Here is a 26,224-nt window from a genome sequence, read left to right as displayed (position 1 = left end):
AGTTACGAAAAAATAATTTTTAAGGAAAATTATTTCTTCAGTTTTGTGGCAATCATTACCGTTCCGAGCAGAAGATAAGTGTAATAGAAAATAAATCGCCAGATCATGGCGGCGAGGATGACGACGGATGTGTTGCTGATGAAGTCGGAGTAATAGTTGCGGAACATCAGTTCTGCCACGCCACTGCCGCCTGGAGTCGGTGAGATGATGGCGATCATCCAGATGACCCACTGCCGCGCCAGTCCGATGAGGTAGTTGCCGTGGGCGTCGAAGGCCCAGAGAATCGCCACGACGATGCCGAAGCGGGAGAGCCAGGCCATCGTCGTTGTGCCCATGATCTTCAGCCAGTAGAAGAAGTTATGCCGGCGGGCTACGGCGGAGGCTACCGTCAGGTCATTGCCGTAGCGGCGAGCCTTTCCGTAGAAGCGGCGCAGCCAGCGCAGGGTGCAGACGCGCTTGAACACCTTTCCGAAATATTCCGGGTGGTGGAAAATCAGGACGAAGAGCGTCGCCGTCCACGCACAGACGATGGTCGTGCTGAAGAGGAAGATATAGCGGATGGAGCTGTTGACATCACCGGGGATACCGAAAAGGGTATTGGCGGGGACGAAGAGGTAGAGGGCGAGACTCGTCAGGCCGAGGAAGAGCTCGTCGGCGAAGAGGGCGGCGAACATGGTGAAGGTACTCTTGCCCATGTTCACCCCTTCTTGATTGAGATAGATAAACGCCAGGCCACTGCCGCCGACGGCGGAGGGCGTGACGGCGGAGGTGAACTCACAGAGGATGAATACGCGGAGACTCTTCCAGAAGTTCAGCTCCCCGTCGACGAGCAGCCGTGTCCGTTCCGCCATGAAGAGGTTCTGAAAGACATAGCCCATGAAGGCGACGACGACACCTGCGATGAACTGCCAGGAGAAGGACACCTGGGAGAGGGCGCTGATATCGAAGTCGCGGATCATCATGATCACCACGACGATGATGCCGATGGAGGCGGCAGCGATGATTTGCCAGAGTTTCATATCTGCATGGATAACGGCGATGCCAGGGCTTTATTGTGGATCATGTGTGACAAAGCAATGACAAACGTGATCCACCGTAGGACGCGGCCCTTGTGGCCTGTGATCCATTTGCAGGGGCCGTCCCTTGTGGCGGCCCGCCGTCGGCACGACGGATGTACCCACAATCCCTAAAATCCGACCTTCGGTCGGCGGGCCGCCACAAGGGACGGCCCCTGCATACGAACCGATGTGGCGGTCAAACTACTTCTTGATGCCTCCGACGACATCGTTGTTCTCGATGGTCTTGTCGGCCTTCTTCACGGAAGCCTTCAGCGAACCGAATCGGTAGGAGATGCGGATACCGAACTGGTGGGACTGTGAGTTCTGATTCCTGTTGTAGCCGATATAGTCACCCTGTACCGTGTGAGATTTGTACGTCTGATATTTATTGAAGGGATTGGAGGTGGCGATCGTCACGGTCAGCCGGTCTTCTTTGAGGAAGGAGCGACGGATGGAGAAATCATTGAATATGGATCCCGTCCAATTGTCATATACCGACTGCGGCTCCCTGCCCAGGTTGCAACCGAATCCCGCCGTGAACTGCAGCTTCCACGGTAGCTGTTGCGTGTAGTTGACGTAGCCGTTGCCATGCCAGCCGCCGAGGGCGAGGTTGATATTCGGGTTCTTATACCAGTGGTATCCCGCGCCGCCGTTGATGGAGAAGGAGCCGCCCTTCCAAGGCGTGAGCTGCGCGTAGGCCGAAGTCCAGAAACTGCGCTCTCGGTTGATATTGCCATAGGTGGACACCTGCTTGTTGTTTCTCGCGAAGTCCTCGTCAGCAATCTGGTTGTTGGAGAAATAATACTGCGGACTGATATTGAACGTGAACTTCTGACCGACATGGGTGTAGGTCAGCGCGAGGCTCTGGTTGCGGGCACTGTTCAGCTCCGGGTTACCATAGGTGATCGTCGTCGGCGTCTCGATGACGGCGGGATTCAGAAAACTGATACCCGGACGCGTGATCGTTGTGGAGTAGTTCAGGCGCAGCGTGTTCATGTCCGAGATGGCATACTGGATGCTGGCCGACGGACACCAGTCGTTGAGTTTCTTGCTGAAGCCTGCCTGACTGCCGTCGGGATAAGTCGCCTTCATGTGACTGTATTCGTAGCGCAGACCGGCACGGAGGCTCCATTTGCCGAGCTTCGACATCCATTCAGCATAGGCGGCGGCGACCTGCGTGATATGCTTGAACTGGTCACCGGTGTTCTGATCGGCAGCATCGGCATAGTCCATGGCTGTCTTACTCTTGTTCGACCGGTTGATATATTTCGCGCCGACCTCAAGGGTATGGATCTTATGGATGGGACGGACATAGTCGATCTGTGCCGTATGCTCGAAGAACTTCTCGTTCTGTTTCTGCAGAAAACCGGTATAGGCGAAGGGAACGGTGCCGGAGAAGTTGCTGTAGACATGGCTCTCGTTGTCGTTCTGCCTCGTCGTCGATCCCATATAGCTCAGCGTGAGGACCTCGCCGTCGAGATGCGTCTTATGCTGGTAGTCCACACGACCGTTGAAGTTGTAATAGTCGTATTTCGGCATCGTCATGTGGTCAGTATAGCTGTAGACGGGATCGCCGGTCTTGTCGAGATGCTGGTTGTCCGTATGGATATCCATGCCGACATGATAATAGTAACCGCCACCGGAGAGGGAGATGAGGTTCAGCGAGTCGATCTCATAGCTGGCGGAGATATCGCCGAAATGGATGCGGAGCGGGCCTTTCATAGCCGTATTGAAGCGGTCGGTCTCGCCACTGTCTTTATAATAGGTCTCGCCATTCTGGCGTTGCTTGGAATTTTCTTTCGACACATTGGCGAAGCCGTAGTTGATGCCGACGGTGAGTTTGCCGACCTGCGTGGTGAGGCTGACCGATGGCTCTGTGGAGCCTTCTGGGGTGGCGGCCATATTGATCGTACCGGCCACGCCATGCATGCCGGCATTGTCCTTCATGACGATGTTGAGGATGGCCGTGGTGCCCTCGGCGTCATACTTGGCACCGGGATCGGTGATGACCTCGATCTTCTTGATCGAGTTGGCGGGGAGGGCCTTGAGGATCTGACTCACCGTAGAGCCCTCAAACGACGGGTCGGGGTGGCCGTTCTTGTAGATCTTGAAAGCCGAGGACCCCTTCACCTTGATATTGTCCTGGCCGTCGACAGTGACCAGGGGCACCTTGCGGAGCATGTCGAGGGTGTTCTTCGTCTTCGAGTCGTCGTCACGCTCAATGTCGTAAGTGAGCTTGTCGATGTCAGCCTTGACATACTTGCGGGCGGCAGTGACCTGCACCTCGCTGAGGTCGAATTTCTTCCAGTAGGCGGAGTCCGTCTCCGTGCTGTCCTTCTGGGCAGCGTCGCCGCCCTTGTGGGCAGCGGATTGTGCGTGCGCCGCCGTCATGGCCAGCAGCACGAGCGTAACCGTAAAATAAAGTCTCTTCATATTCGTAGTTGTTTTACTTTTTTACTTTTTTACTTCTTTACTTCTTTACTTCTTTACTTTTAATCCATCTTTCCTCGATCTCTTCAATATCGATCCCGAGGAGCGTCATCTGGCGGAATACGTCGGGGAGCATCTCCTTGAAGAAGGCCTCCCGGCGGTGCCCGTGGATACGCTCCGCGGCATCGGAGGCCACGAAATAGCCCAGGCCGCGCCGGTTGTAGATGATGCCCTCCCGCGACAGCTCATCGTAGGCCTTCACCGCCGTGTTCGTGTTCACCTCCAGCATGACGGCATACTCCCGTACCGACGGGATGCGCTCGTCGGACTTGTATTTCCCCGCGAGGATATCATCGCAGAGCCGCTCCGCCATCTGGAGATAGATCGCTTTATCGTTCTTGAAACTCATTATTCATCATTGAGGCTATTGTGGACCTCCTGGTGTCTGACGGTCAGGCCGTCACTGTCGACATCACCGGCGCCGGAGGTATGGCTCTGCCAGGTGTCGACATCGCCGCTGACCTTGATGTCACCGGCGCCCGAGACGGAGGTGTTGAGTTTTCCGCAGTGACGCAGCTTCAGGTTGATATCCCCGCTGCCGGCGACGCCGACCTGCGCGTCAGCGACCTTCTCAAGGCCTACACGGATATCCCCACTGCCATTGACGGAGATATCGACCTTCTTGGCCTGGAGATTCGTGATCTTCGTATCCCCGCTGCCATTGGTGACACTCCGGAAGGAGTCGGCATGGAGGGACTGGGCCGTGAAGTCGCCACTGCCGTTGACGATGACGGAGGAGAGGGTGGGGGCCTTCACCACGATCTTCAGCGATTCCGTACGACCGTTGATGATGTAGATCTTGTTGTTGAAAATCTTCGTGTCGTATTTGATCTTCAGGATACCATTATTGACAGACGTGGAGACATATTTCCGCTCATCGGCAGGCCCTTTGATCGTCACGCTGAACGTATCCGAGGGGATATAGGTGACATCGGCGGCGCCCGACACCTCGATGCCTCGGAAGGCGGTCACGGGAACGGACCACGCTGCCTGTTGTCCGTCCTTCTGATTCACTACCTCCACCTTACAGGAGGCGAGGGCGCAGAGGGCGACGAGAAACGCCACAAAGGTATAAATGATCTTTTTCATACTGTATTGTATTTTAATCTGTCTATCTTTTACTTTTTTACTTTTTACTTCTTTACTTTTTTAATTTGCCTGCATCCGCCGGTAGATGCGGAACGTCCCCCAATAACATCCCGCGGTGAGGGCGAGGAGGACCGCTGCATAGAGGATCTGCGTGAAGGTATTGTCGACCAACACCACATTATAATTATGTTCCCCGTACCGGTTGTTCAGGGCGAACATCATGGCGAAGCCGACACCCGCGAGGACCGTGGAGACCACTGTGCCGAGGGCCGCCTGCAGGATCATCGTCTTGATCCACGCGTGACGGCGGAAACAGATGCCACAGAGCATCATAAAACTATGGGCGAAGAGCAGCGACAGGATCCCCATGAGAGCCCCATAGTCGAAGGCCCCGTCCACGTCGGAGAGATATCGCGACCGTCCGAAGAACTCCGCCGTCACGGAGGTGCTGTCCCCCGAGATGAGCAGGGAGAGGAGCATCTGCACGAGATCTCCGGCGATCATGCCCACGAAAGCTGCCACGGGGATGCCGATGACGAGATGGAGGTAACGGGCCACGAATTTCTCGCCCTTCGTCGCCGGGAGCGTGAAGGCGGCAATGCGCTCCCGCTTCCCCGAGATATCCGACGTGATGAGGGCGCCGCAGGTGAGGAGGTAGATCACTGCCGCAATATCGAAGAGGGACCCCATCACTTGCATGGCCCCCTGGCCCCCTCGGTGGAGGGCAAGGCCGCAGAGCGCCGGGAGGAGTACTGCCGCGGCAAAGCCCCCGGCGGCATAGAGGTAGCTCCGCCGTGTGTATGCCCACTGCCACAGCACCACCTTCCTGAATCTTTCCATATTGCTTTTTTTCATTTTCCAGAGTCCTTTACTTTTTTACTTCTTTACTTTTATATCGTTTTTTTACTTTTTTACTTCTTTACTTTTTTACTTTTGGTTATTGCGTCAAACAACAATTCCAGGTTCACTTGCGTCTCCTCCTCCCCGGGCTGGCGGCGGAGGATCGCGGCGAGGCCCATGATGCTCGGCTCCGTGTAGACGACATCCGGCCCCTCGGCCTCCTGCTCACTGATGGCACGGAAGGCATAGCGCGCCGTGAGGTCACTGACACTGCTGTTGAGGAGCACCTCACTCTGGTCGATGATGACGATATGGTCCAGGAGACTCTCGATGTCATGCACCTGATGCGTGGAAATGATCATCGTACGGTCCTCCGTCATATATCTCGCCACGACCTTACGGAACAGGCTCTTCGACGGGATATCGAGGCCGTTCGTCGGCTCGTCCATGAGGATCAGACGCGTCCCCGTGGCGAGGGCGAAACTCATATATACCTTTTTCTTCTGTCCCATCGACAGGGCCTTCAGGTCCACGTCGGGGGCGATCTCGAAATCCCGGAGACAGTTGGTGAGGATCTCCTCACTGAAACGGGGATAGAACATGCGGTTCACCTTCACGTATTCCCGGAGACCCATCGCCGGGAGGTCATACTCCTCAGGGACGAGGAAGAGGTCCTCGAGCATCTCGGGCGTGCGGTCGAAACTCCGTCGGCCGCCCAGCAGCACCTCCCCCGCCGTGGGGCGCAGCAGACCACTGATGAGGTAGAGGAGTGTGGACTTCCCCGTGCCGTTCTTCCCCAGGAGCCCGTAAATGCGGTTGCCCTCCAGCGTGAGACTGAAATCCTCAAACACGGGATGCTTCGCTCCCGGGTAGCGGTATGTCAGATTTTTGATCTCTATCATATTTCTGTTTTTACTTTTTTACTTTTTTACTTCTTTACTTTTTTACTTTTACGTGTACCACTGTAGTAGTACACTGCAAATGTACGATAACTATACGAAATGCCCAAATTTTTCCCGAAAAATTTGACATCTTTTAAGTTTTTTCTTATCTTTGCATCCGATATGATTACCTTGTATATAAAAAATATGGTTTGTGACCGCTGCAAAATGGCCGTCAGCGGCTGTCTGGAACAGTTGGGCCTTCATCCCCTGAGCGTGGAGCTCGGTGAGGTGAAGATTAGGGAAGATGTACTCCCTGACGAAGAGCGGGAGAAGTTGTCCGGGATGTTGAAAAACCTCGGCTTTGAGTTGCTTACCGACCGGCGGCAGCAGACCCTCAATCAAATCAAGAGTCTCCTCATCACCCTCGTGCATCAGCAGAACAGTAACACGCAGCTCACCCTCAGCGAATACCTCAGCCGGGAGTTGCACAGTGACTACAGTGCCCTGAGTAAACTCTTCAGTGAGTGCACGGGACAGACGATCGAACATTATTATATGCTCCTGCGCGTCGAGAGGGTGAAGGAACTCCTGAAATATGATGAACTGTCGCTTACCCAGATCGCCCTGAAAATGAACTACAGCAGCGTGGCCTACCTCAGCTCCCAGTTTAAGACCATCACGGGCATGACACCGACGGAATTCAAACGGATGGACGGAAATACACGGAAGGAACTGGATAAAATATAAAAGATATAAGGATAAATAGGGCTTCTGATATTTTCTGTGGGTTGGCTCCATCAATATTCATCAATAATAACATCAATTCATTGGCGCTACGAGTGGCGATGATAATCATCTATGGATGGCTCTGCCATCGCGTCAATTTTCATCAATATTCGCCACACGGGAATGCCGTACCGGCATCGGACCGCCATAAAGGACGGCCCCTGCATGTGGATCAATCTCTTCCCCCATCGCCACTATTGATGAAAATTGACGCGATGCCTTGGCATCCATAGATGATAATTTTTTTGAGGCGCTGATGATATTGATGAAATATTGATGATCATTGATGGAGGCACGTTGCCCACATGTTTTATCCGATGGCCCATTTTCTAAAATAAATCTATGATGATTTATCAATCATAATTTTCTTCCAAGAAATCGTAACTCCTTTCCCCAAAAAAATCCGTAACTTTGCAGCAGAAAAGAAAGCCGAGGGGGCGCGGAAGAGCTGTCCTCGGGATGTTTAACTGTTTAAAAGGAAAGGAACGATATGAAAAAGACTTTTGCGGTCAGTGGCATGAAGTGCGGCCACTGCAAGATGAATGTAGAGAACGCGTTGAAGGCTGTCAGTGGCGTGAAGAGCGCTGAGGTAAACCTCGATGCCGCCAATGTGACGGTGGACTATGACGAGGCTGCCGTGACGCCTGAGCAGTTGAAGGCTGCTGTCGACAACAGTGGCCGTTATGAACTGAGTCTGTAATCCCTGCTGATATGAAGAAAACAATCCCTGTACTGGGGATGGCCTGCGCTTCCTGCTCGGCGAATGTCGAGCGGAAGCTCAACAGCCTTCCCGGCATCAACAACGCCTCGGTATCACTGCCGGGGCGTTCTGCACTCGTCGATTATGACCCCGACAAGATCACGCTGCCGCAGATGAAGGAAGCCATCAACGGCATCGGCTACGACCTCGTCATTGAGAGTGACCGCTCTGTGGCGGAGATCGAGCAGCGCGCCTATACGCTGCTGAAGCGTAAGACGATCCTCTCCTGGATCTTCTCCCTCCTCGTCATGGCCCTGTCGATGCACTGGATCCGGATCGGAGGCGCTGCCGTGACGAACCAGACTGCGATGCTGCTGGCCCTGGCGAATATCGTATTCTGCGGTTGGAGCTTCTATCAGACAGCGTGGCGGCAGCTGCGCCATGGGGCCGCCAATATGGATACGCTCGTCTGTCTGTCGACAGCCATTGCCTTCCTCTTCAGTACGTTCAACACGTTCTGGGGCGATGCCGTATGGGGCGCTCGCGGCATGGCGTGGCATACGTATTTCGACGCGTCGGTGATGATCATCACATTCGTCCTCACGGGCCGCCTCCTCGAGGAGAAAGCCAAGGACGGCACGGCCTCAAGCATCCGACAGCTCATGGGTATGGCCCCGAAGACCGCCCATATCGTCGAGGACGGAGATGTGCGGGAGGTCCCCATCTCCACGATCGAGAAAGGAGATCTCCTCGAGGTCCGTCCGGGCGAGAAAGTCCCCGTAGACGGTGAGGTAACATGGGCCGAGAGCTTCATGACCGCCGATGCCGCCTACGTCGATGAGAGTATGATCACGGGCGAGCCGACCCCCGCGGAGAAAAAGGCCGGATCGAAGGTGCTGGCGGGAACGATCCCCTCCCAGGGGAAGTTCCGCATGAGAGCGCGGCAGATCGGAGAGGACACGGCCCTGGCCCATATCATCCGGATGGTGCAGGAGGCACAAGGGTCGAAGGCCCCCGTGCAGCGCATCGTCGACAAGGCCGCGATGGTCTTCGTCCCCGTCGTCGCCGCCATCGCCGTGCTGACGTTCCTCCTCTGGTGGGCCCTCGGCGGCAGTGAGGCACTGCCCCAGGCTATCCTCTCCGCCGTCGCCGTCCTCGTCGTCGCCTGTCCGTGTGCCATGGGCCTGGCCACGCCGACGGCCTTGATGGTCGGTATCGGTAAGGCTGCCGAGAAGAAGGTCCTCATCAAGGATGCCACGGCTCTGGAGCGGCTGCGTAAGGTCGACGCCCTCGTGACCGATAAGACGGGAACGCTGACGATCCCCAACCAGAATATCGACTTCACGAAGGCCGATAACCTCCCCTTGGAGGAGCGTGAGCATCTGAAACCCCATGCCGTCGAGGCCATGAGACAGTTGCAGGACTGGGGCATCGATGTCTATATGATGAGTGGTGATAAGGAGGAGGCCGCGAGATACTGGGCTGAGAAGGCCGGGATCCGCCATTACCAGAGTAAGGTGAAGCCCGATGATAAGGAGCAACTCGTCAGGAAGTTGCAGAAGAAGGGACATGTCGTCGCGATGATCGGTGACGGCATCAACGACACGCAGGCCCTGGCCCTGGCCGACGTGAGCATCGCCATCGGCAAGGGTACCGATGTCGCCATGGATGTGGCGCAGGTGACGCTGATGGGTGATGACCTCGAGGCGATCCCCGAGGCGGTGCGGCTGAGCCGGAAGACGGTGCGGATGATCTGGGAGAACCTCTTCTGGGCGTTCATCTACAACATCATCTGTATCCCCTTGGCCGCCGGCGTTCTGTACCTCTTCGGCATTGACTTCCAGATCACGCCGATGTGGGCGAGTGCCCTCATGGCCTTCTCCAGCGTCAGCGTCGTGCTGAACTCCCTGCGGCTGAAATGGGCGAAATGATCCCGACGTAGGGACATGATTGATCATGTTCCGCCCCAATTCGGGTGCGTGGCCGCAACAGGACGGCCACCTACAAACGGATCGATGTGGCGGAATCAGCGGAAGACGGGATCGTTATACCATGCCCGCTCGACGTTGACGCTGATCCAGAAATTACGACTCGGATGATAGGTAGCCCCCACGCCGATGACATTGGCGCCGGGGGCTATGCCGTTATATCCGAAATCATCGTAATACCCCATGGCACCGTAGTAGCCCGGCCAGCCACCGCGATAGGCGAGGGGAGAGGCCCACGGACCGCCATACCAGCCATAGCCGCGACGATATAAATAAGGTGTATAGTAGGACCCGCGGTTGTTCGTGAGGTTTAGATTGCCATAGAGGTACACGTCGAACTTGTCATTGATCTGATAGTCGAGACTACCGTAGAGGTTGACACTACGGTAGTTGTCGCTGCCCCACATGACGTTGTTGAAGTTGGCGCCACCCGTAAACCACAGCCGGCCGTCCTTCACGAGGGGCGAGTCGTAGCTGAGGTTGACATTCTGGGAGAAACCGCCGTGATGTGGCAGGTTGTCGCCCGAGAGATAGAAGGCGCTGAGGTCCACGGAGGCATGGAGCCGTGATGCCGGATCGGTGACGACGGCAGCGGACTGGAGGGCGTCACTGCCGCTCCAGGGGCGGGAGAGTGTCGGCGCCTCCAGGGGCTGACGGTCCCGCAGCGTGTCCTGTACCATCTGCCGCCATACCGCTTTCTGCCGGTCGAGGTCCGTCTGGGCCATGACGGGCAGGGCTCCTAAGAGCAGTAAGAAGAAAATATTTCTCTTTTTCATCTTTTCCTTTCCTTTTGGCTGCAAAGATACGGCTTTCTGTGTTTATTTACAATGAAAATATTGTTAATCTCTGTCAAATGCTACCCGCTATTAAGTCTTTTTTCGTATTTTTGCCCCCGGTAAACTAAAAATATGATCTCACGAAAAATCTAAGAAAGAAAATGAACAGAAAAGTTTCGATTACCATCTCGTTGTTGATGCTCTTCACGCTCGGCCTCCCGGCACAGGGACAGACGAGGAAGAAGTCTGCGTCAAAAGCACGTTCACAAAAGACGAAGGAACCGTCGATCAGTGAGAAGGCTACGACGATCTGGAATAATGCCAAGAGCTCGTGGAAGTCGACGACGAAGCGCGTGAAGGACGAGCTCGGCATCAAGGACGGCAAGAAGGGTGAGGACATCCGCACGAAGTATATGCCCATCTACAGTGAGGAGGGCTATCAGGGCGGTGATGCCAACATGCTCATTCTGCAATGCCGTGAGGATTTCTATAACCGTTATCCGAGTTCGTTCATCCTCTCCTCTGTCATCCCGCAGAAGACCTGGCAGAGTGAGCCCGTGAAGCGTGACGGCGGTATCGTCGGTTATCTGCAGACGATGTACTGTTATGTCCTCGCCAAGGATGGCAACGACGGGTATATCAATACGGAGTATGTCTTCCAGCGCTATAAGAATGTCGGTGATGCCTATGAGCATGTCGAGGGGAAATGGCCCGGCGTGGCACGTACGGATGTGCTGACGACGGAAGTTTACGAGAAAATTAAAGATTGAGCAATATGTCAGCAATTATGGAGTTAGCCCTGCTCACGCAGCAGATCGCGGAGCAGGAGAAGAAGATGCCGCAGGATGCGAAGACGCTTGCCGCCTTGTATAAGAAACGGGGTGAACTGCTTCGGCAGATGGGAGATATGAAAGGTGCCGAGGCCGATGCCCGGAAGTTCATCGCCCTTGACCCCGAGGCCGCCAAAGCCATGACGGGGAAGTTTGAGGCCAAAGGGACGGAATAATGGACAATGGACAATGGACAACGGATAATGGACAATGGACAATGGATAATGGACAATGGATAATAGGCGGGATACCGCATAAATAAGGAATTATTATTTATTTTTGAAGAAAAACGTCAAAATATTTGCACGGTTCGCTGAAAAGTTATACTTTTGCATTGTCAAAATAAAATAACGACAATAAAAAGAACAGAACGATGATGAATTCTTACGCATCTTTTTACTATTACTTTTACTTTGCAAGGAATTGTAGAGCGGGAAGTTGCGTGTGAATTTCAACTTAGGAAAATTGAAACGATAAGATAACGAAACGGTCCCGCTCATGATGGAGCAGGACCGTTTTTTTTTACTTAAAAGTAAAGAAGTAAAAAAGTAAAGAAGTAAAAGGTTGGGGCACCCAACGGGTAAGCCAAATAAAAATATAAGACGAATGAAAAGAATAGCCATACAAGGAGAGCGGGGATCCTTCCATGATATTGCCGCCCATGAATATTTCGACGGCGAGCAGATCCAACTCATCTGTTGCGCCACCTTCGAGGAGGTCTTTGAGAATATCCGGAAAGATCCTACGGTGATCGGTCTCGTCGCCATCGAGAATACCATTGCCGGATCACTGCTCCATAACTACGAGCTCCTCAGGGCCAGCGGCGACACCATCGTCGGCGAGCATAAACTCCATATCCGCCATGCCCTCTGCTGTCTCCCTGATGATGACTGGGGGAATCTCCAGGAGGTCCACTCGCACCCCGTGGCCCTGCAGCAGTGCCGCCGTTTCCTCTCCAACCATCCCGACCTGAAGGCCGTGGAGGCCGAGGATACTGCCGGCAGTGCCGCCTACATCGCCAAGCACCAGGTCCATGGCTGGGCGGCCATCTGCAGCGCCTATGCCGCCAAGGAGTATGGCATGAAGGTCCTGGAGGATGACATCCACGACAACAAGCATAACTTCACGCGCTTCCTCGTGGTCTGCAATCCGCAGAAGGCCGATTTCATCCGTCCGCTGGAGAAAGCCAACAAGGCCAGCCTCGTCTTCAGTCTTCCCAATGAGGAGGGCAGCCTGAGTAAGGTGCTGACGATCCTGAGTTTCTATAATATCAACATGACGAAGATCCAGTCGTTGCCGATCATCGGACGGGAATGGGAGTACCTCTTCTATGTGGATGTCAGCTTCGACAATCTCACGCGTTACCGCCAGTCTATCGATGCCATCACGCCGTTGGTGAAGAACATCCGGATACTGGGGGAGTACATCGGGGCATAAAGGAGAAGTAAAAAAGTAAAGAAGTAAAAAAGTAAAGAAGTAAAAAAGTAAAGAACTGCCCCTTGTAGGTGGCCACCTACAAAAGGATCAATCAATAGATCACAAAACAGAAAAAATATGATACAGCCAGCAAACCGAGTAAATGAAATACAAGAGTACTACTTCAGTAGAAAGTTAAAGGAGGTGGCCCGTCTGAATGCCGAGGGCCAGGATATTATCTCATTGGCTATCGGCAGTCCGGATATGCCGCCGTCGCCGCAGACCATCGACAAGCTCTGTGAGGTCGCCCGCCGTCCCGATGCCCATGGCTACCAGCCCACCGTCGGTATCCCCGAACTCCGTCAGGCCATGGCCCACTTTTATAAGAAATGGTACGATGTCGATCTTGACTGGAAGAGTGAGATTCAGCCGCTCATCGGTTCTAAGGAGGGCATTCTCCATGTCACCCTCGCTTTCTGTAATCCCGGTGATGAGGTCCTCATCCCCGATCCCGGTTATCCGACGTATACGGCACTGAACAAGATCCTCGGTACGAAGATCACGTATTATGATCTCCGGGAGGACAATGGCTGGCAGCCCGACTTCGACAAGCTCGAGCAGATGGACCTCAGTCATGTGAAGCTCATGTGGACGAACTATCCGAACATGCCCACCGGCGGCAATGCCCGTATGGAGACCTATGAGAAGCTCGTCGACTTCGCCAAGCGCCATGGCATCGTCATCGTCAACGATAATCCTTACTCGCTGATCCTCAATGATCATCCGCTGAGCATCATGCAGGTCGAAGGCGCCAAGGACTGCTGCCTGGAGTTCAACTCCATGTCGAAGAGCTTCAACATGCCCGGCTGGCGTGTCGCCATGGTCGTCGGTAATCCGACGTTCATCTCCTGGATCCTGAAGATCAAGTCGAATGTCGACAATGGTTCCTTCCGGGGTATCCAGCTCGCTGCCGCCGAGGCTTTCAACACGAACACGCCGGAGTGGCACCATGAATATAATGTGGAGACCTACCGCCGTCGCCGTGACATCGCCGAAGAGATTATGACGACCCTCGGCTGTACCTTCGATCCGAAGCAGGTCGGCATGTTCCTCTGGGGTAAGATCCCCGAGAAATACAAGGATGTGGAAGAGCTCACGGAGCGTGTCCTCCATGAGGCCCGCGTCTTTATCACCCCCGGTTTCATCTTCGGCAATAACGGCAAGCGCTATGTCCGCATCTCCCTCTGCGCCAAGGATGAGAAGATGAAGGAGGCGCTGAAGAGAATCCAACAATTCCAGTGGTAGCATCCTGCCATTTGTAGGTGGCCACCATGTTGTGGCCACGCACCCACATTGGGACCGAAACAAATATAAGAATCATTGATTAAGAATATAAAACAATAACGCTTATGGAACTCGAATTAGAACCCCTCAACCTCCCCTCTGATCAGGAACGTCCTATCGTCATCGCAGGCCCTTGCTCTGCTGAGACGGAAGAACAAGTGATGACAACGGCGAAGACCCTCGCCAAACTCGGCTGCCACATGTTCCGTGCCGGTGTCTGGAAGCCGCGTACGAAACCCGGAGGCTTCGAAGGCAACGGTGAGAAGGCCCTGCCGTGGATGAAGGAAGTGAAGGAAGAGACGGGCATGCTCGTGGCTACTGAGGTCGCTACGCCTGAGCATGTGGAACTGGCCGTGAAATATGGTATTGACATCCTGTGGGTCGGTGCCCGCACCTCCGCCAATCCTTTCGCCATGCAGGCCCTCGCCGACGCGCTGAAAGGTTTCGAAGGTCCTGTCCTCGTGAAGAACCCCGTGAACCCCGACCTCGAGCTTTGGATCGGTGCCCTGCAGCGTATCAACCAGGCCGGCGTGAAACGTCTCGGCGCTATCCACCGCGGTTTCTCCAGCTACGACAAGAAGATCTACCGTAACCTGCCGATGTGGCAGATTCCTATCGAACTGCACCGTCGTATCCCCGATCTGCCGATCATCTGTGATCCCAGTCATATCGGCGGCCGTCGCGACCTCATCGCCCCGCTGTGCCAGCAGGCCATGGACCTCGGCTTCGACGGACTGATCGTGGAGAGCCACTGCAATCCCGATGAGGCCTGGAGTGACGCCAAGCAGCAGGTGACGCCGGAGATCCTCGACTATATCCTCTCGCTCCTCGTCGTCCGTGATGAGCATACCACGACGGAGGGTATCCGTCAGCTCCGTTCGCAGATCGATGAGGTCGACAACCAGCTCATGGACCTTCTGGCCAAGCGTATGCGCATCTGCCGTGAGATCGGTACGTTCAAGAAAGAGCATAACATGACGGTGCTGCAGGCTGCCCGCTACAACGAGATCCTCGAGAAGCGTGGCGCCCAGGCTTCGCTCTGCGGCATGAGCCCCGAGTTCGCCGCGAAGGTGTTCGAGTTGGTGCATGAGGAGAGTGTCCGTCAGCAGTTGGAAATTGTAAACCAGTAAAATGAGAATATTAATTATGGGAGCAGGAAAGATGGGGAGTTTCTTCATCGACCTGCTCAGTTTCGATCATGAGGTGGCCGTCTATGAGAAAGACCCCAAGCGGCTGCGGTTCACCTATAACTGTTATCGTTTTCAAAAACTTGAGGAGATCCGTGACTTCAAGCCCGAACTCGTCATCAATGCCGTAACGGTGAAATACACGTTGTCGGCATTCAAGGAAGTGCTGCCGTATCTTCCCGACGACTGTATCATCTCTGATATCGCGAGTGTGAAAACGGGACTGAAGGCGTTCTATGAACAGGCTGGCCATCCCTATGTCTCCACGCATCCGATGTTCGGTCCTACGTTTGCCAACCTCAATCAACTCAGTGAGGAGAATGCCATCATCATCAATGAGGGCGACTATATGGGGCGTATCTTCTTCAAGGACCTGTATCAGAAGCTCGGACTGAATATCTATGAGTATTCTTTCCAGGAACACGATGAGACGGTGGCTTACTCCCTGTCGATCCCCTTCGTCTCGACGTTCTGCTTCGCTGCCGTGATGAAGCACCAGGACGCGCCGGGCACGACCTTCAAACGGCACATGCAGATCGCCAAGGGCGTGCTCCATGAGGATGACTACCTCCTGCAGGAGATCCTCTTCAACCCCTATACTAGTGAACAGGTGGAGAAGATCCGTGAGGAGTTGAAGACGCTCATCGACATCATCGACCATAAGGATGCCAAGGGCATGAAGGCCTTCCTGACGAAGATCCGGAAGAACGTGGCCGAGGATATCGACTAGTGGCGTGGTGTTAATAAATGCGTAAACTTAGGCGGTGGAGCGTATTATTTGAAAATAAAATCGTATATTTGCAACGTTGTAATAGAAGTATCACTTAACACGATCTAGAAATGAAGAAAATTGCTGCGTTACTTTTTGCGTTTTTGATGACGCTCACCGCCAGTGCTCAGTTTGAACAGGGCAAAACATATATCGGAGCCTCTCTTACGGGGCTTGACTTAAACTACCGTGGCCATGGTGCTAATTTTGGTGTCCAGGCCAAAGGTGGTTATCTGGTTGCCGACAACCTGATGTTGCTCGGGGAGGCCAGTTACCAGCATGTCAGTGATGACAATGTCGCCGACGAGGTGACGGTGGGTGCCCAGGGGCGCTATTATATCATTCAGAATGGCCTCTATCTCGGTGCCGGTGTCAAGTTGTTGCATGCCAATCATAGTTATAATGACCTGATGCCCGGCCTCGAGGTCGGTTATGCCTTCTTCCTCAATGGCAGTGTCACTGTGGAGCCGGCCATCTATTATGACCAGAGTTTCAAGAACCACAGTGATTATTCCACCATTGGCGTTAAGGTAGGAATAGGAATCTACTTATAAAACATGTCAGAAAATATCAACAACAATTTCCAAGTTGTCAATGAGGGCTTCACCATTCGCGAGGCGATTGCTGAGGCCCATCGTTGTCTTCACTGTAAGGTACCGCAGTGCCGTAAGGGCTGTCCTATTGAGAATGACATCCCTGATTTTGTCCATGAACTCTCTATGGGTAATATGGGTGCTGCGATGCAGATCATCAACAACAAGAGTAACCTCCCTGCTATCTGTGGTCGTGTCTGTCCGCATGAGAAGCAGTGTCAGGGACATTGTGTATTAAACAAGAAAGGTAATCCCATTCAGATAGGTAAGCTCGAACAGTTCATCGCTGATTTTGATACGAAGATGAACCTCACGCGTGAGAAACTTCCGCAGAAGACTCGTGGCCGCATTGCCGTCATCGGTTCCGGGCCCGCAGGACTTACCGTTGCCGGTGATCTTGCCCGTCAGGGTTTCCATGTCACGATCTTCGAGGGACAGCATGAGCCCGGAGGCGTACTGATGTATGGCATTCCCGAGTACCGTCTGCCGAAAGCCGTCGTTCGTGCGGAGATCAAGAAGATCGAGGCCCTCGGTGTTGACTTCGAGTGTGACTGTCTTGTGGGTGAGAACGGTATTACGGTTGACTCGTTGTTCCGGGATGGCTATGACGCTATTTTTATGGGAACGGGAACGGCCGTACCGCAGAATATGGACGGTACGCCCGGGGCCACCCTCCATGGTGTCAGCCAGTCTACTTATTTTCTGCATAATGTCAATGCCGTCAATGAGGGTGCGATGAGTCGGAATGCCATCCCGTTGAAAGAAGGGGAGAAGGTCGGCGTTATCGGTGGCGGAAATGTCGCCATGGATGCCGCCCGTACGGCGATCCGCCTCGGTGCTGACGTCACCGTCCTCTATCGGCGTACCCAGGAGGAGATGCCGGCCATCGCTGCCGAGTATGAGGCTGCCGTAGCTGAGGGCGTGAAGTTCGAGTGGGAGACGACGGTGGAGGAGTTTCTCCCCGGAAGTAATGGTCGCCTCGCTGCCTGTCGGTTGAAGACGCCGGAGGGGGAACGGGAAGAGAAGTTCGACCGTATCTTCCTGGCTATCGGCTCCCGCCCTGCCAATCGTATCGTCTCCACAACGGAAGGCATCGAGGTGGACGAGAAGGGTTATGTGAAGACGCAGGAACGTCCCTTCGGAATGACGACACGCCGTGGCGTCTTCGCCGGTGGTGATGTCGTGCACCGTCCGCAGACCGTCGTCCTGGCCATGAAAGCCGCGAAAGAGGTGGCGCAGGGCATCGCGCAGTATGTCGATGCCATCAAGCTCCTCGAGGATGTCGGCGTGGAGATCAAAGCGTGAGAGCGGGGGCGGGGCCTGCGCTTCCTAGCGCTTGCAAAGCACAAGCACACAACGGCAGGCCCGGAACGGCGCGCCCGGATTTTTAGGATCATATTATGAGAACAGTTTTGCTTTTTATCTTTAGCTTTGTCGCCCTCACGGGGTGGGGACAGCGCACGTGTGTCGTGGCGAGTATGGAGGATCATATCCCGCTCCGGGACGCCATCATTCATACGAACACGAACCACTGGGCGCGTACCGACTACCGTGGCTATTGGGCGATGAAATACAGTTTCGACTCTGCCGTTGTCTCCAAGCCGGGATATATCAAGACGACAGTTTATCTCAACAGTCTTCCCGACACCATCTTCCTCCTGCCGCAGGCACGCCAGCTCCATGAGGTGACGATCTGGGGGCAGGACCAGCAACATCTCAAGGCCATGGAAGAGTCGGCGCGGCAGACGGCCTCGGAGAACGGCGCGCCGCGGGGTATCCTCAACGGTGATTTCCTCGGGTGGATGGACCGCCGTTCCGCCCGTGACCGTAAGCACCGCAAGGAGGCGCAGAAGATCCTGCAGAACTATGACAATGCAGACAAGAAAACGACCGGTGATCCCATCATGGACGCATACCTCAAACAGAAACAGGAAGAGGAGGAACAACGGCTCTCCGGCAACTAGGGACAGAGCTTTTTTAAAAAGACAGAGTAACAGATCAAACATATATTGATAAAGACATTTGGAGATGTATGTTTTTTTTCGTACTTTTGCAGTCAAAAATAGAAATAAAATATTATGTTTGAAAATCTTAGCGACAGACTTGAGAGAAGTTTCAAGATACTGAAAGGTGAAGGTCAGATCACCGAGATCAATGTGGCCGAGACGATGAAGGACGTACGCCGCGCCCTCCTGGATGCCGATGTCAACTATAAAGTAGCCAAGGCGTTCACCAATAAGGTGAAGGAGAAAGCGTTGGGTATGAATGTCCTCACGGCGGTCAAGCCGGGTCAGTTGATGGTCAAGCTCGTCCATGATGAGTTGGCAGAGCTGATGGGTGGCGAGGACGCGCCGTTGGTGCTGAAGAGTCATCCCGCCGTGATCCTCATGAGTGGTCTCCAGGGTTCCGGTAAGACAACGTTCTCCGGTAAGCTCGCCAACCTGTTGAAGACGAAACAGGGCAAGAAGCCGCTGCTTGTGGCTTGTGATGTCTACCGTCCCGCCGCCATCGACCAGTTGAAGGTTGTCGGTGAGCAGATCGGTGTCCCCGTATACAGTGAGCCGGAGAACAAGAATGTCAATGAGATTGCCGATCATGCCATCCAGGAGGCGAAGACGAAGGGTAATGATGTCGTGATCATCGATACCGCCGGTCGTTTGGCTGTTGATGAGCAGATGATGGATGAGATCAGCAGTCTGAAGAATCATGTCAATCCCGACGAGACGCTCTTCGTCGTCGACTCCATGACCGGTCAGGATGCCGTGAATACCGCCAAGGAGTTCAATGACCGCCTTGATTTCGACGGTGTCGTCCTGACGAAACTCGATGGTGATACCCGTGGTGGTGCCGCCCTGAGTATCCGTACTGTCGTGACGAAGCCGATCAAGTTTATCGGAACGGGTGAGAAGATGGAAGCCATCGATGTGTTCCATCCGGCTCGTATGGCCGACCGAATCCTCGGTATGGGTGATGTCGTCTCTCTCGTGGAGCGTGCCCAGGAGCAGTTTGACGAGGCGGAGGCCCGTAAGCTGCAGAAGAAGATTCAGAAGAACAAGTTCGACTTCAACGATTTTCTCGGACAGATCGAACAGATCAAGAAGATGGGTAATATGAAGGAACTCGCCAGTATGATCCCCGGTGTCGGTAAGGCCATCCGTGATGTCGATATCGATGGCGAGGCCAACAATGCCTTCAAGAGCATCGAGGCCGTCATCCGTTCCATGACGCCTCAGGAGCGTTCCCATCCCGAGATTCTCAACAGCAGTCGCCGTAAGCGTATCGCCAAGGGTTCCGGTACAGACATCCAGCAGGTGGGCCGTCTTATCAAGCAGTTCGATCAGACGAGAAAGATGATGAAGATGCTCACGGGCAACAAGATGGCGAGCATGATGGCCCGCATGAAAGGCATGCCGGGCTTTGGTGCCAAGGCGTAAGACCCCGGGGGGATTTAAGAGAGACTATATATAATAAGGTATATGTACACATTAATTGATGGAAAAGCCACCGCCACGGCTATCAAGGCCGAGATTGCGGAAGAAGTGAAGCACATCATTGCCGCCGGTGGCAAGCAGCCCCATCTGGCTGCCGTCCTCGTCGGCCATGATGGTGGCAGTGAGACGTATGTGAAGAACAAGGTTATCGCCTGTGAGCAGTGCGGTTTCAAGTCCACGCTCATCCGTTATGAGGATGATGTCACGGAGGAGGAACTGCTGGCCTGTGTGGACCGTCTGAATAAGGATGCCGATGTCGATGGTTTCATTGTCCAACTGCCGTTGCCGAAGCATATTGACGAGCAGAAGATCATCATGGCGATCGACTACCGCAAGGATGTCGACGGTTTCCATCCCATCAATGTCGGCCGCATGGCGATCGGTCTGCCGTGTTTCATCTCCGCCACGCCGCTGGGCATCCTCACGCTGCTCCAACATTATCATATTGAGACGAGCGGCAAGAAATGCGTCATCCTCGGTCGCAGCAATATCGTCGGAAAGCCCATGGCCCAGCTCATGCTTCAGAAGCAGTATGGCGATGCCACCGTCACCGTCTGCCACAGCCACTCGAAGACGCTGAAAGAGGAATGCCGTGAGGCCGACATCATCATTGCTGCCATCGGCCAGCCGAACTTCGTCACTGCCGATATGGTCAAGGAGGGTGCTGTCGTCATCGATGTCGGCACGACACGTGTCCCCGATGCCACGAAGAAGCGCGGCTACCGGCTCAACGGTGACGTGAAGTTCGATGAGGTTGCCCCGAAGTGTTCTTTCATCACTCCCGTCCCCGGTGGCGTTGGTCCAATGACGATCTGTTCATTGATGAAAAATACTTTGTCGGCCGGTAAGAAGGAATTTTATCGGTAATAATTATGCATAATAACCTAAAAAAGCGCTAAATTTTGAATTTTTTTAATGCTTTTATGTTCTGCAACATAAAATAAAATAGAAAAGATTTGGAGTTTAGCGTTTTTTTTTGTTACTTTGCAACCGAAAAGTGGGAGGGAGACCTTCCGCAAAGCTAGTATAAGAATAATAATTAATTTTATAAATTAAAATTCAGAGAGACATGAAAAAGTTATTTTTGATGTTTGCAGCAGCTGCTCTGGCAGCTTCCGCATCTGCTCAGACCGTTCAGGAGAGTAAGACTTTCGACAACTGGTATGTAGGAATCAATGGTGGTGTTGCTACCAAGACTACGGGCCATGCTTGGATGAAGGGTCTCGATCCTAACTTCGGTGTTCGCTTGGGCCGTTATTTCACTCCGGTCTTCGGTCTTGCTGCTGAGAGCAACGCTTACTTCTCCAACAAGCCCGCAGAGTCCTTCGGCACCGCTGTCCGTGCCTTGAACACCAGCTTGCTGGCTACCGTCAACCTGAGCAACTGGTTCGGTGGTTACAAGGGTGAGCCCCGCCTCTTCGAGGTATCTCCGGTCTTCGGCTTCGGTTGGTATCATAGCTTCGGCCACAGCAATACGACTAACTTCTTTGCAAAGAAGGATGCGCTGACCTCTAAGGCAGGTATCGACTTCGCCTTCAACTTCGGTTCTGCAAAGCAGTGGCAGGCATACGTTGAGCCTTCTATCACGTGGGCACTCAACGGCTTCGACGGCAAGCAGGAAGTTGCTTACAATATCAACAAGAGCTTCGTTCAGCTCAATGCTGGTATCGTTTACAAGTTTGGTAACTCCAACGGTACTCACAACTTCAAGATCGCACAGCTCCGCGACCAGGCTGAGATCGACGGTCTGAACGACCAGATCAACCAGCTCCGTGAGGAACTCGCCAAGAAGCCTAAGGAGGTTGTTAAGGAGGTTGTCAAGGCTGCTCCTGAGGTACGCGTAGACAATCTGATCTTCGTCACCTTCGCACAGGGCAAGAGCGCTCTGACCAAGGAAGCCAAGAAGGCTCTCGACGGTGTTGCTGCCGGCAAGCACGTACAGATCGTTGGTACTGCATCTCCTGAGGGTTCTAAGGAAATCAACGACAAGATTTCTCAGGCTCGTGCTGACGTTGTCGCTGACTACCTGAAGAGCAAGGGTGTCACTGTTGACGAGGCTACCGGTAAGGGTGTACAGGGTACTACCTCCAACCGTATCGCTGTCGTTTATGTGAAGTAATCGAAACAAGAGACAACTTAAGATAGGGCGCTGCCACATTTGTGGCGGCGCTTTTTTTTTGCCTTGCGCTTGCAAAGCGCAAGCACTGGACGGCAGGCCATTCAACGACACTGGACGGCAGGCCATTCAACGCTGCCTCGGGGGCAAGCCATTCCTATTTTTAAAGTTCAAACGGGTGTTTATGGTGAAATCTTAAAAATATTCATGAAAAAGTTTGTGAGTTATTATAAATATGTGTATCTTTGCAAGAAATTTGTAAGTAAAACAACATATTCAGGAAAGAAATAGAATAAGAACAAGATTATAGCTTATGAAACACCAGTTGAGAAGTGCAGTATGTACGGAAGGAAGACGAATGGCCGGAGCGCGTGCCCTGTGGGTAGCAGCCGGAATGAAGCACGAGCAGTTTGGAAAACCGATTATTGCCATTGTCAATAGTTTCACTCAGTTTGTCCCTGGTCACACCCATCTCCATGAGATTGGTCAGATCGTGAAGAACGAGATCGAGTCCATGGGTTGCTATGCCGCAGAGTTCAACACCATCGCCATTGACGACGGTATCGCCATGGGACATGACGGCATGCTCTATTCCCTTCCCAGTCGTGATATCATCGCTGATTCCGTGGAATATATGGTCAATGCCCACAAGGCAGATGCCATGATCTGTATCTCCAACTGTGATAAGGTGACGCCGGGTATGCTCATGGCTGCCATGCGTCTGAATATCCCTACGATTTTCTGTTCCGGCGGTCCTATGGAGGCCGGTCGTTGGAAAGGAGAGAATGCCGACCTCATCACGGCCATGATCAATGGTGGTGACAAGAGTGTCAGCGATGAGGACCTGACGAAGATCGAGCAGTGTGCTTGTCCGGGTTGCGGCAGTTGTTCCGGAATGTTCACCGCCAACTCGATGAACTCGCTGACGGAGGCTATCGGACTTGCCCTCCCCGGCAATGGTACGATCCTCGCCACCCATAAGAACCGCATCCAGCTCTTCAAGGATGCTGCCCGTCAGATCGTGAAGAATGCCTTTGCCTATTATGAGGATGGCGACGACAGTGTGCTGCCGCGTAATATCGCCACACGTGATGCCTTCCTCAACGCCATGACGCTTGATATCGCCATGGGTGGCAGTACGAATACCGTGCTCCACCTCCTTGCTGTTGCCCAGGAGGGAGAGGTAGACTTCAAGATGGAGGATATCGACAAGCTCAGCCGCCATGTCCCCTGCCTCTGCAAGCTTGCGCCGAACACGCAGAAATACAGTGTTCAGGAGTGCAACCGTGCCGGTGGTATCCTCGGAATCCTCAATGAACTCAATAAGGGCGGCCTGATCCGCGGTAACTGTAAGCGTGTTGACGGTAAGACCCTAGATGAGCAGATGAAGAAATATGATATCACGGGCGACACCATCGATCCCGAGGCCAGCCGTATCTATCACAGCGCTCCCGGCCGTCGGTTCTCCACCGTCATGGGTTCACAGAACGAGCAGTGGGAGAGTCTCGATACCGACCGTGCCAATGGCTGTATCCGTGATCTCGAACATGCCTATACGAAAGATGGCGGCCTCGCTGTCCTCTTCGGAAATATCGCGCAGAACGGCTGTGTTGTGAAGACCGCCGGTGTTGCTCCCGAGTTGTGGCATTTCGAGGGCCCCGCCGTCTGCTTCGACTCCCAGGAGGATGCCTGTGAGGGTATTCTGAATGGTAAGGTGAACAGCGGCGACTGCGTCGTGATCACCCATGAAGGTCCTAAGGGTGGCCCGGGTATGCAGGAGATGCTTTATCCTACCTCTTATATTAAGAGTCGTCACCTCGGCAAGGAGTGTGCGCTGATCACCGACGGCCGTTTCTCCGGCGGAACGAGTGGCCTGAGCATCGGTCATATCTCTCCGGAGGCCGCCAGCGGTGGAAATATCGGTAAGCTCAAGGATGGTGACATCATCGTCATCGATATCCCGAGCCGTACCATCAATGTCAAGCTCTCCGATGAAGAACTCGCTGCCCGTCCACAACAGCCGCTGAAGCGCCATCGCGTCGTCAGTAAGGCGCTCCGGGCCTATGCTCAGAGTGTTTCCAGTGCTGACAAGGGTGGTGTGAGAATAATCGATTAACAAAGAATGAGATATGAGTAACGAGAAAGAGATGATTACCGGCTCAGAGGCCTTGATGCGCTCGCTGCATAACGAAGGGGTAAAGACCATCTTCGGTTATCCCGGTGGTGCCATCATGCCGGTCTATGATGCCATCTATAAGTATACAAGAGGTGAGAATAAACTCTTCAACCATATCCTCGTACGTCATGAGCAGGCAGCTGCCCATGCCGCCGAGGGCTTTGCCCGCGTCAGCGGTGAAGTCGGTGTAGCCATTGTCACCAGTGGTCCCGGCGCTACGAACACGCTGACGGGTGTTGCCGACGCGATGATGGACTCCACGCCTATCGTCGTCATCGCCGGTCAGGTGAGTGTCGGTGCCCTGGGTACCGATGCCTTCCAGGAGGTAGACCTCGTCGGTCTTGCCCAGCCGATCACGAAATGGGCCTATCAGATCCAGCGTCCGGAGGATGTGGCATGGGCCGTCAGCCGTGCCTTCTATATCGCCCGCAGCGGCCGCCCCGGACCTGTAGTCCTTGACTTCCCGAAGAACGCGCAGACCCATAAGTGTGCCTGGGAGCCCGTGAAGGTCGACAATGTCCGCAGCTATCGTCCTTATCCCGAGCTCGACGAGGCCCGTATCAAGGAGGCCGCCGAACTGATCAACAGCAGCAAGCGCCCCTTCGCCCTCGTTGGTCAGGGTGTGGAACTCGGTGGCGCACAGAATGAGCTGGTGGAGTTCTTGGAGAAAGCTGATATCCCTGCCGGCCGTACCCTTCTCGGTCTCAGTGCTCTCCCCACGGGACATCCCCTCGATATGGGCATGCTCGGCATGCATGGCTCCTATGCCACGAATATGAAGACACAGGAATGTGATGTCCTCATCGCCATTGGTATGCGCTTCAGCGATCGTGTCACGGGACTGCCTTCTACTTATGCCAAACAAGCCAAGATTATCCACCTCGATATCGACCGTGCGGAGATTGGTAAGAACATTCCCGTCGACGTCCCCGTTCTCGGTGACTGTAAGATGAGTCTCCCCGCCATCACGCGACTGTTGAAGAAGAATACCCACCGTGAATGGCGTGACTCTTTCAAGCAGTATCAGGATGAAGAGGAACGTGAGGTCATTGAGCCGGCCACCCATCCGAAGGAGGGCCCGTTGCTCATGGGCGAGATTGTCCGTAAGGTCTCCGAGGCTACGAAGGGCGACGCTATCCTCGTTAATGATGTCGGAGAGAATCAGATGATCTCCAGCCGTTATTTCCGTTTCAACAAGAAGCGGTCCATCGTCACGAGTGGCGGCTTCGGCACTATGGGCTTCGGCCTTCCCGCTGCCGTCGGTGCCTGTTTCGGCGCTCCCGACCGTCAGGTCTGTTTCTTCACGGGTGATGGTGGCTTCCAAATGAGTATCCAGGAGTTGGGTACGATCATGGAGCAGCAGGTACCGGTGAAGATGATCATGCTCAACAACAACTACCTCGGCAATGTCCGTCAGTGGCAGGACCTCATGTTCGGTGGCCGTCGTTCCTTCACCCATATGCTCAACCCGCGTTATGAGGAGATCTGTAAGGGCTATGGCATCGGCTATGCCGTTGTCACCGACCGTAAGGACCTCGACGCGAAGATCGCTGAGATGCTCTCTCACAAGGGCCCGTTCCTCTTGGAGTGTGCCGTGAAGGAGGATGAGAACATCGTACCGATGACCCTTCCGGGCAAGAGTGTCAACGAGATGCAGCTGCATCTGGACTGCTAGGAAAAGTAAAAAGGTA

25 protein-coding genes are annotated in these 26,224 nt (G+C 54.0%); 17 read left to right on the top strand and 8 right to left on the bottom strand.

All coding sequences use genetic code 11. The features are described 5' to 3' along the window. Window positions 1-29 precede the first annotated feature (29 nt). The 6 genes from G604_RS0100540 to G604_RS0100515 form a co-directional block, all read right to left on the bottom strand. Complete coding sequence (locus G604_RS0100540; protein WP_028908833.1) at window positions 30-1,019, bottom strand: YbhN family protein; 990 nt, start codon at window positions 1,017-1,019, stop codon at window positions 30-32. 240 nt (window positions 1,020-1,259) lie between these two features. Further along, entirely contained in the window at window positions 1,260-3,491 is a 2,232-nt protein-coding gene (locus G604_RS0100535; protein ID WP_028908832.1) for an outer membrane beta-barrel family protein, read from the bottom strand. Between the two features lie 37 nt (window positions 3,492-3,528). Beyond that, window positions 3,529-3,897 (bottom strand): GntR family transcriptional regulator, encoded by a 369-nt coding sequence (locus tag G604_RS0100530; RefSeq protein ID WP_028908831.1) that lies wholly within the window; start codon window positions 3,895-3,897, stop codon window positions 3,529-3,531. Continuing rightward, window positions 3,897-4,637: a GIN domain-containing protein gene (locus G604_RS0100525; RefSeq protein WP_028908830.1), complete on the bottom strand. Its 741-nt coding sequence runs from the start codon at window positions 4,635-4,637 to the stop codon at window positions 3,897-3,899. Before G604_RS0100525 ends, G604_RS0100530 begins: the two co-directional genes overlap by 1 nt. Window positions 4,638-4,697: 60 nt before the next feature. Then, window positions 4,698-5,477: a hypothetical protein gene (locus G604_RS0100520; RefSeq protein WP_155941818.1), complete on the bottom strand. Its 780-nt coding sequence runs from the start codon at window positions 5,475-5,477 to the stop codon at window positions 4,698-4,700. Between the two features lie 71 nt (window positions 5,478-5,548). Further along, complete coding sequence (locus G604_RS0100515) at window positions 5,549-6,379, bottom strand: ATP-binding cassette domain-containing protein (RefSeq protein ID WP_028908828.1); 831 nt, start codon at window positions 6,377-6,379, stop codon at window positions 5,549-5,551. A 162-nt stretch (window positions 6,380-6,541) separates the two neighbouring features. On the opposite strand from G604_RS0100515, the gene G604_RS0100510 reads away from it, so the two are divergent. Further along, the gene (locus G604_RS0100510) at window positions 6,542-7,108 is read left to right on the top strand and encodes a helix-turn-helix domain-containing protein (protein ID WP_028908827.1); all 567 of its coding nucleotides are present in this window, start codon (window positions 6,542-6,544) and stop codon (window positions 7,106-7,108) included. A 132-nt stretch (window positions 7,109-7,240) separates the two neighbouring features. Here the strand turns inward: G604_RS0100510 and G604_RS15120 are convergent, their stop codons facing one another. Continuing rightward, the gene (locus G604_RS15120; RefSeq protein WP_155941817.1) at window positions 7,241-7,504 is read right to left on the bottom strand and encodes a hypothetical protein; all 264 of its coding nucleotides are present in this window, start codon (window positions 7,502-7,504) and stop codon (window positions 7,241-7,243) included. A 133-nt stretch (window positions 7,505-7,637) separates the two neighbouring features. On the opposite strand from G604_RS15120, the gene G604_RS0100505 reads away from it, so the two are divergent. Further along, a complete protein-coding gene (locus G604_RS0100505; RefSeq protein WP_028908826.1) occupies window positions 7,638-7,847 on the top strand; it encodes a cation transporter in 210 nt (69 codons plus the stop codon). An 11-nt stretch (window positions 7,848-7,858) separates the two neighbouring features. Continuing rightward, window positions 7,859-9,778, top strand: a complete 1,920-nt coding sequence (locus G604_RS0100500; protein ID WP_028908825.1) for a heavy metal translocating P-type ATPase — start codon at window positions 7,859-7,861, stop codon at window positions 9,776-9,778. Window positions 9,779-9,873: 95 nt separating this feature from the next. Here the strand turns inward: G604_RS0100500 and G604_RS13115 are convergent, their stop codons facing one another. Then, window positions 9,874-10,611, bottom strand: coding sequence for a hypothetical protein (locus G604_RS13115; protein ID WP_051220132.1), 738 nt, complete (start codon window positions 10,609-10,611; stop codon window positions 9,874-9,876). Window positions 10,612-10,772: 161 nt separating this feature from the next. Here G604_RS13115 and G604_RS13110 point away from each other — a divergent pair, with 161 nt between their 5' ends. The 14 genes from G604_RS13110 (at window position 10,773) to ilvB (ending at window position 26,208) form a co-directional block, all read left to right on the top strand. Beyond that, the gene (locus tag G604_RS13110) at window positions 10,773-11,381 is read left to right on the top strand and encodes a hypothetical protein (RefSeq protein ID WP_231376003.1); all 609 of its coding nucleotides are present in this window, start codon (window positions 10,773-10,775) and stop codon (window positions 11,379-11,381) included. 5 nt (window positions 11,382-11,386) lie between these two features. Next, window positions 11,387-11,617 (top strand): hypothetical protein, encoded by a 231-nt coding sequence (locus G604_RS0100485; protein WP_155941816.1) that lies wholly within the window; start codon window positions 11,387-11,389, stop codon window positions 11,615-11,617. A gap of 430 nt (window positions 11,618-12,047) precedes the next feature. Then, complete coding sequence (locus tag G604_RS0100480) at window positions 12,048-12,878, top strand: prephenate dehydratase (RefSeq protein WP_028908823.1); 831 nt, start codon at window positions 12,048-12,050, stop codon at window positions 12,876-12,878. A gap of 117 nt (window positions 12,879-12,995) precedes the next feature. Continuing rightward, window positions 12,996-14,162: a pyridoxal phosphate-dependent aminotransferase gene (locus G604_RS0100475; RefSeq protein WP_028908822.1), complete on the top strand. Its 1,167-nt coding sequence runs from the start codon at window positions 12,996-12,998 to the stop codon at window positions 14,160-14,162. Between the two features lie 104 nt (window positions 14,163-14,266). Beyond that, window positions 14,267-15,331 carry a bifunctional 3-deoxy-7-phosphoheptulonate synthase/chorismate mutase type II gene (locus tag G604_RS0100470; RefSeq protein ID WP_028908821.1) on the top strand — a complete coding sequence of 355 codons (1,065 nt, stop codon included), beginning with the start codon at window positions 14,267-14,269 and terminating at the stop codon, window positions 15,329-15,331. Window position 15,332: 1 nt separating this feature from the next. Continuing rightward, the gene (locus G604_RS0100465) at window positions 15,333-16,118 is read left to right on the top strand and encodes a prephenate dehydrogenase (RefSeq protein WP_028908820.1); all 786 of its coding nucleotides are present in this window, start codon (window positions 15,333-15,335) and stop codon (window positions 16,116-16,118) included. Between the two features lie 110 nt (window positions 16,119-16,228). Beyond that, window positions 16,229-16,711, top strand: coding sequence for an outer membrane beta-barrel protein (locus G604_RS0100460; RefSeq protein ID WP_028908819.1), 483 nt, complete (start codon window positions 16,229-16,231; stop codon window positions 16,709-16,711). A gap of 3 nt (window positions 16,712-16,714) precedes the next feature. After that, entirely contained in the window at window positions 16,715-18,055 is a 1,341-nt protein-coding gene (locus tag G604_RS0100455) for an NAD(P)-dependent oxidoreductase (RefSeq protein ID WP_028908818.1), read from the top strand. A 95-nt stretch (window positions 18,056-18,150) separates the two neighbouring features. Beyond that, on the top strand, window positions 18,151-18,714 hold the full coding sequence (locus G604_RS13105; protein WP_155941815.1) for a hypothetical protein: 564 nt from the start codon (window positions 18,151-18,153) through the stop codon (window positions 18,712-18,714). 114 nt (window positions 18,715-18,828) lie between these two features. Next, window positions 18,829-20,184 carry a signal recognition particle protein gene (ffh, locus tag G604_RS0100445; protein ID WP_028908817.1) on the top strand — a complete coding sequence of 452 codons (1,356 nt, stop codon included), beginning with the start codon at window positions 18,829-18,831 and terminating at the stop codon, window positions 20,182-20,184. Between the two features lie 42 nt (window positions 20,185-20,226). Further along, complete coding sequence (folD, locus tag G604_RS0100440) at window positions 20,227-21,108, top strand: bifunctional methylenetetrahydrofolate dehydrogenase/methenyltetrahydrofolate cyclohydrolase FolD (protein WP_028908816.1); 882 nt, start codon at window positions 20,227-20,229, stop codon at window positions 21,106-21,108. A 202-nt stretch (window positions 21,109-21,310) separates the two neighbouring features. Beyond that, complete coding sequence (locus G604_RS0100435) at window positions 21,311-22,360, top strand: OmpA family protein (RefSeq protein WP_028908815.1); 1,050 nt, start codon at window positions 21,311-21,313, stop codon at window positions 22,358-22,360. Between the two features lie 310 nt (window positions 22,361-22,670). Next, window positions 22,671-24,473: a dihydroxy-acid dehydratase gene (gene ilvD, locus G604_RS0100430; protein WP_028908814.1), complete on the top strand. Its 1,803-nt coding sequence runs from the start codon at window positions 22,671-22,673 to the stop codon at window positions 24,471-24,473. Window positions 24,474-24,486: 13 nt separating this feature from the next. After that, window positions 24,487-26,208, top strand: a complete 1,722-nt coding sequence (gene ilvB / locus G604_RS0100425) for a biosynthetic-type acetolactate synthase large subunit (protein WP_028908813.1) — start codon at window positions 24,487-24,489, stop codon at window positions 26,206-26,208. Window positions 26,209-26,224 lie beyond the last annotated feature (16 nt).

Source organism: Prevotella sp. AGR2160, from assembly GCF_000424185.1.
Taxonomy (GTDB): domain Bacteria; phylum Bacteroidota; class Bacteroidia; order Bacteroidales; family Bacteroidaceae; genus Prevotella.
This window is presented reverse-complemented; position numbering and strand designations above follow the sequence as displayed.

Excerpts from the sequence above, each read along its gene's own strand:
- G604_RS0100540 (WP_028908833.1), bottom strand. The coding sequence starts at position 1,019 with ATGAAACTCTGGCAAATCATCGCTGCCGCCTCCATCGGCATCATCGTC.
- G604_RS0100535 (WP_028908832.1), bottom strand. The coding sequence starts at position 3,491 with ATGAAGAGACTTTATTTTACGGTTACGCTCGTGCTGCTGGCCATGACG.
- G604_RS0100530 (WP_028908831.1), bottom strand. The coding sequence starts at position 3,897 with ATGAGTTTCAAGAACGATAAAGCGATCTATCTCCAGATGGCGGAGCGG.
- G604_RS0100525 (WP_028908830.1), bottom strand. The coding sequence starts at position 4,637 with ATGAAAAAGATCATTTATACCTTTGTGGCGTTTCTCGTCGCCCTCTGC.
- G604_RS0100520 (WP_155941818.1), bottom strand. The coding sequence starts at position 5,477 with ATGGAAAGATTCAGGAAGGTGGTGCTGTGGCAGTGGGCATACACACGG.
- G604_RS0100515 (WP_028908828.1), bottom strand. The coding sequence starts at position 6,379 with ATGATAGAGATCAAAAATCTGACATACCGCTACCCGGGAGCGAAGCAT.
- G604_RS0100510 (WP_028908827.1), top strand. The coding sequence starts at position 6,542 with ATGATTACCTTGTATATAAAAAATATGGTTTGTGACCGCTGCAAAATG.
- G604_RS0100505 (WP_028908826.1), top strand. The coding sequence starts at position 7,638 with ATGAAAAAGACTTTTGCGGTCAGTGGCATGAAGTGCGGCCACTGCAAG.
- G604_RS0100500 (WP_028908825.1), top strand. The coding sequence starts at position 7,859 with ATGAAGAAAACAATCCCTGTACTGGGGATGGCCTGCGCTTCCTGCTCG.
- G604_RS13115 (WP_051220132.1), bottom strand. The coding sequence starts at position 10,611 with ATGAAAAAGAGAAATATTTTCTTCTTACTGCTCTTAGGAGCCCTGCCC.
- G604_RS13110 (WP_231376003.1), top strand. The coding sequence starts at position 10,773 with ATGAACAGAAAAGTTTCGATTACCATCTCGTTGTTGATGCTCTTCACG.
- G604_RS0100485 (WP_155941816.1), top strand. The coding sequence starts at position 11,387 with ATGTCAGCAATTATGGAGTTAGCCCTGCTCACGCAGCAGATCGCGGAG.
- G604_RS0100480 (WP_028908823.1), top strand. The coding sequence starts at position 12,048 with ATGAAAAGAATAGCCATACAAGGAGAGCGGGGATCCTTCCATGATATT.
- G604_RS0100475 (WP_028908822.1), top strand. The coding sequence starts at position 12,996 with ATGATACAGCCAGCAAACCGAGTAAATGAAATACAAGAGTACTACTTC.
- G604_RS0100470 (WP_028908821.1), top strand. The coding sequence starts at position 14,267 with ATGGAACTCGAATTAGAACCCCTCAACCTCCCCTCTGATCAGGAACGT.
- G604_RS0100465 (WP_028908820.1), top strand. The coding sequence starts at position 15,333 with ATGAGAATATTAATTATGGGAGCAGGAAAGATGGGGAGTTTCTTCATC.
- G604_RS0100460 (WP_028908819.1), top strand. The coding sequence starts at position 16,229 with ATGAAGAAAATTGCTGCGTTACTTTTTGCGTTTTTGATGACGCTCACC.
- G604_RS0100455 (WP_028908818.1), top strand. The coding sequence starts at position 16,715 with ATGTCAGAAAATATCAACAACAATTTCCAAGTTGTCAATGAGGGCTTC.
- G604_RS13105 (WP_155941815.1), top strand. The coding sequence starts at position 18,151 with ATGAGAACAGTTTTGCTTTTTATCTTTAGCTTTGTCGCCCTCACGGGG.
- ffh (WP_028908817.1), top strand. The coding sequence starts at position 18,829 with ATGTTTGAAAATCTTAGCGACAGACTTGAGAGAAGTTTCAAGATACTG.
- folD (WP_028908816.1), top strand. The coding sequence starts at position 20,227 with ATGTACACATTAATTGATGGAAAAGCCACCGCCACGGCTATCAAGGCC.
- G604_RS0100435 (WP_028908815.1), top strand. The coding sequence starts at position 21,311 with ATGAAAAAGTTATTTTTGATGTTTGCAGCAGCTGCTCTGGCAGCTTCC.
- ilvD (WP_028908814.1), top strand. The coding sequence starts at position 22,671 with ATGAAACACCAGTTGAGAAGTGCAGTATGTACGGAAGGAAGACGAATG.
- ilvB (WP_028908813.1), top strand. The coding sequence starts at position 24,487 with ATGAGTAACGAGAAAGAGATGATTACCGGCTCAGAGGCCTTGATGCGC.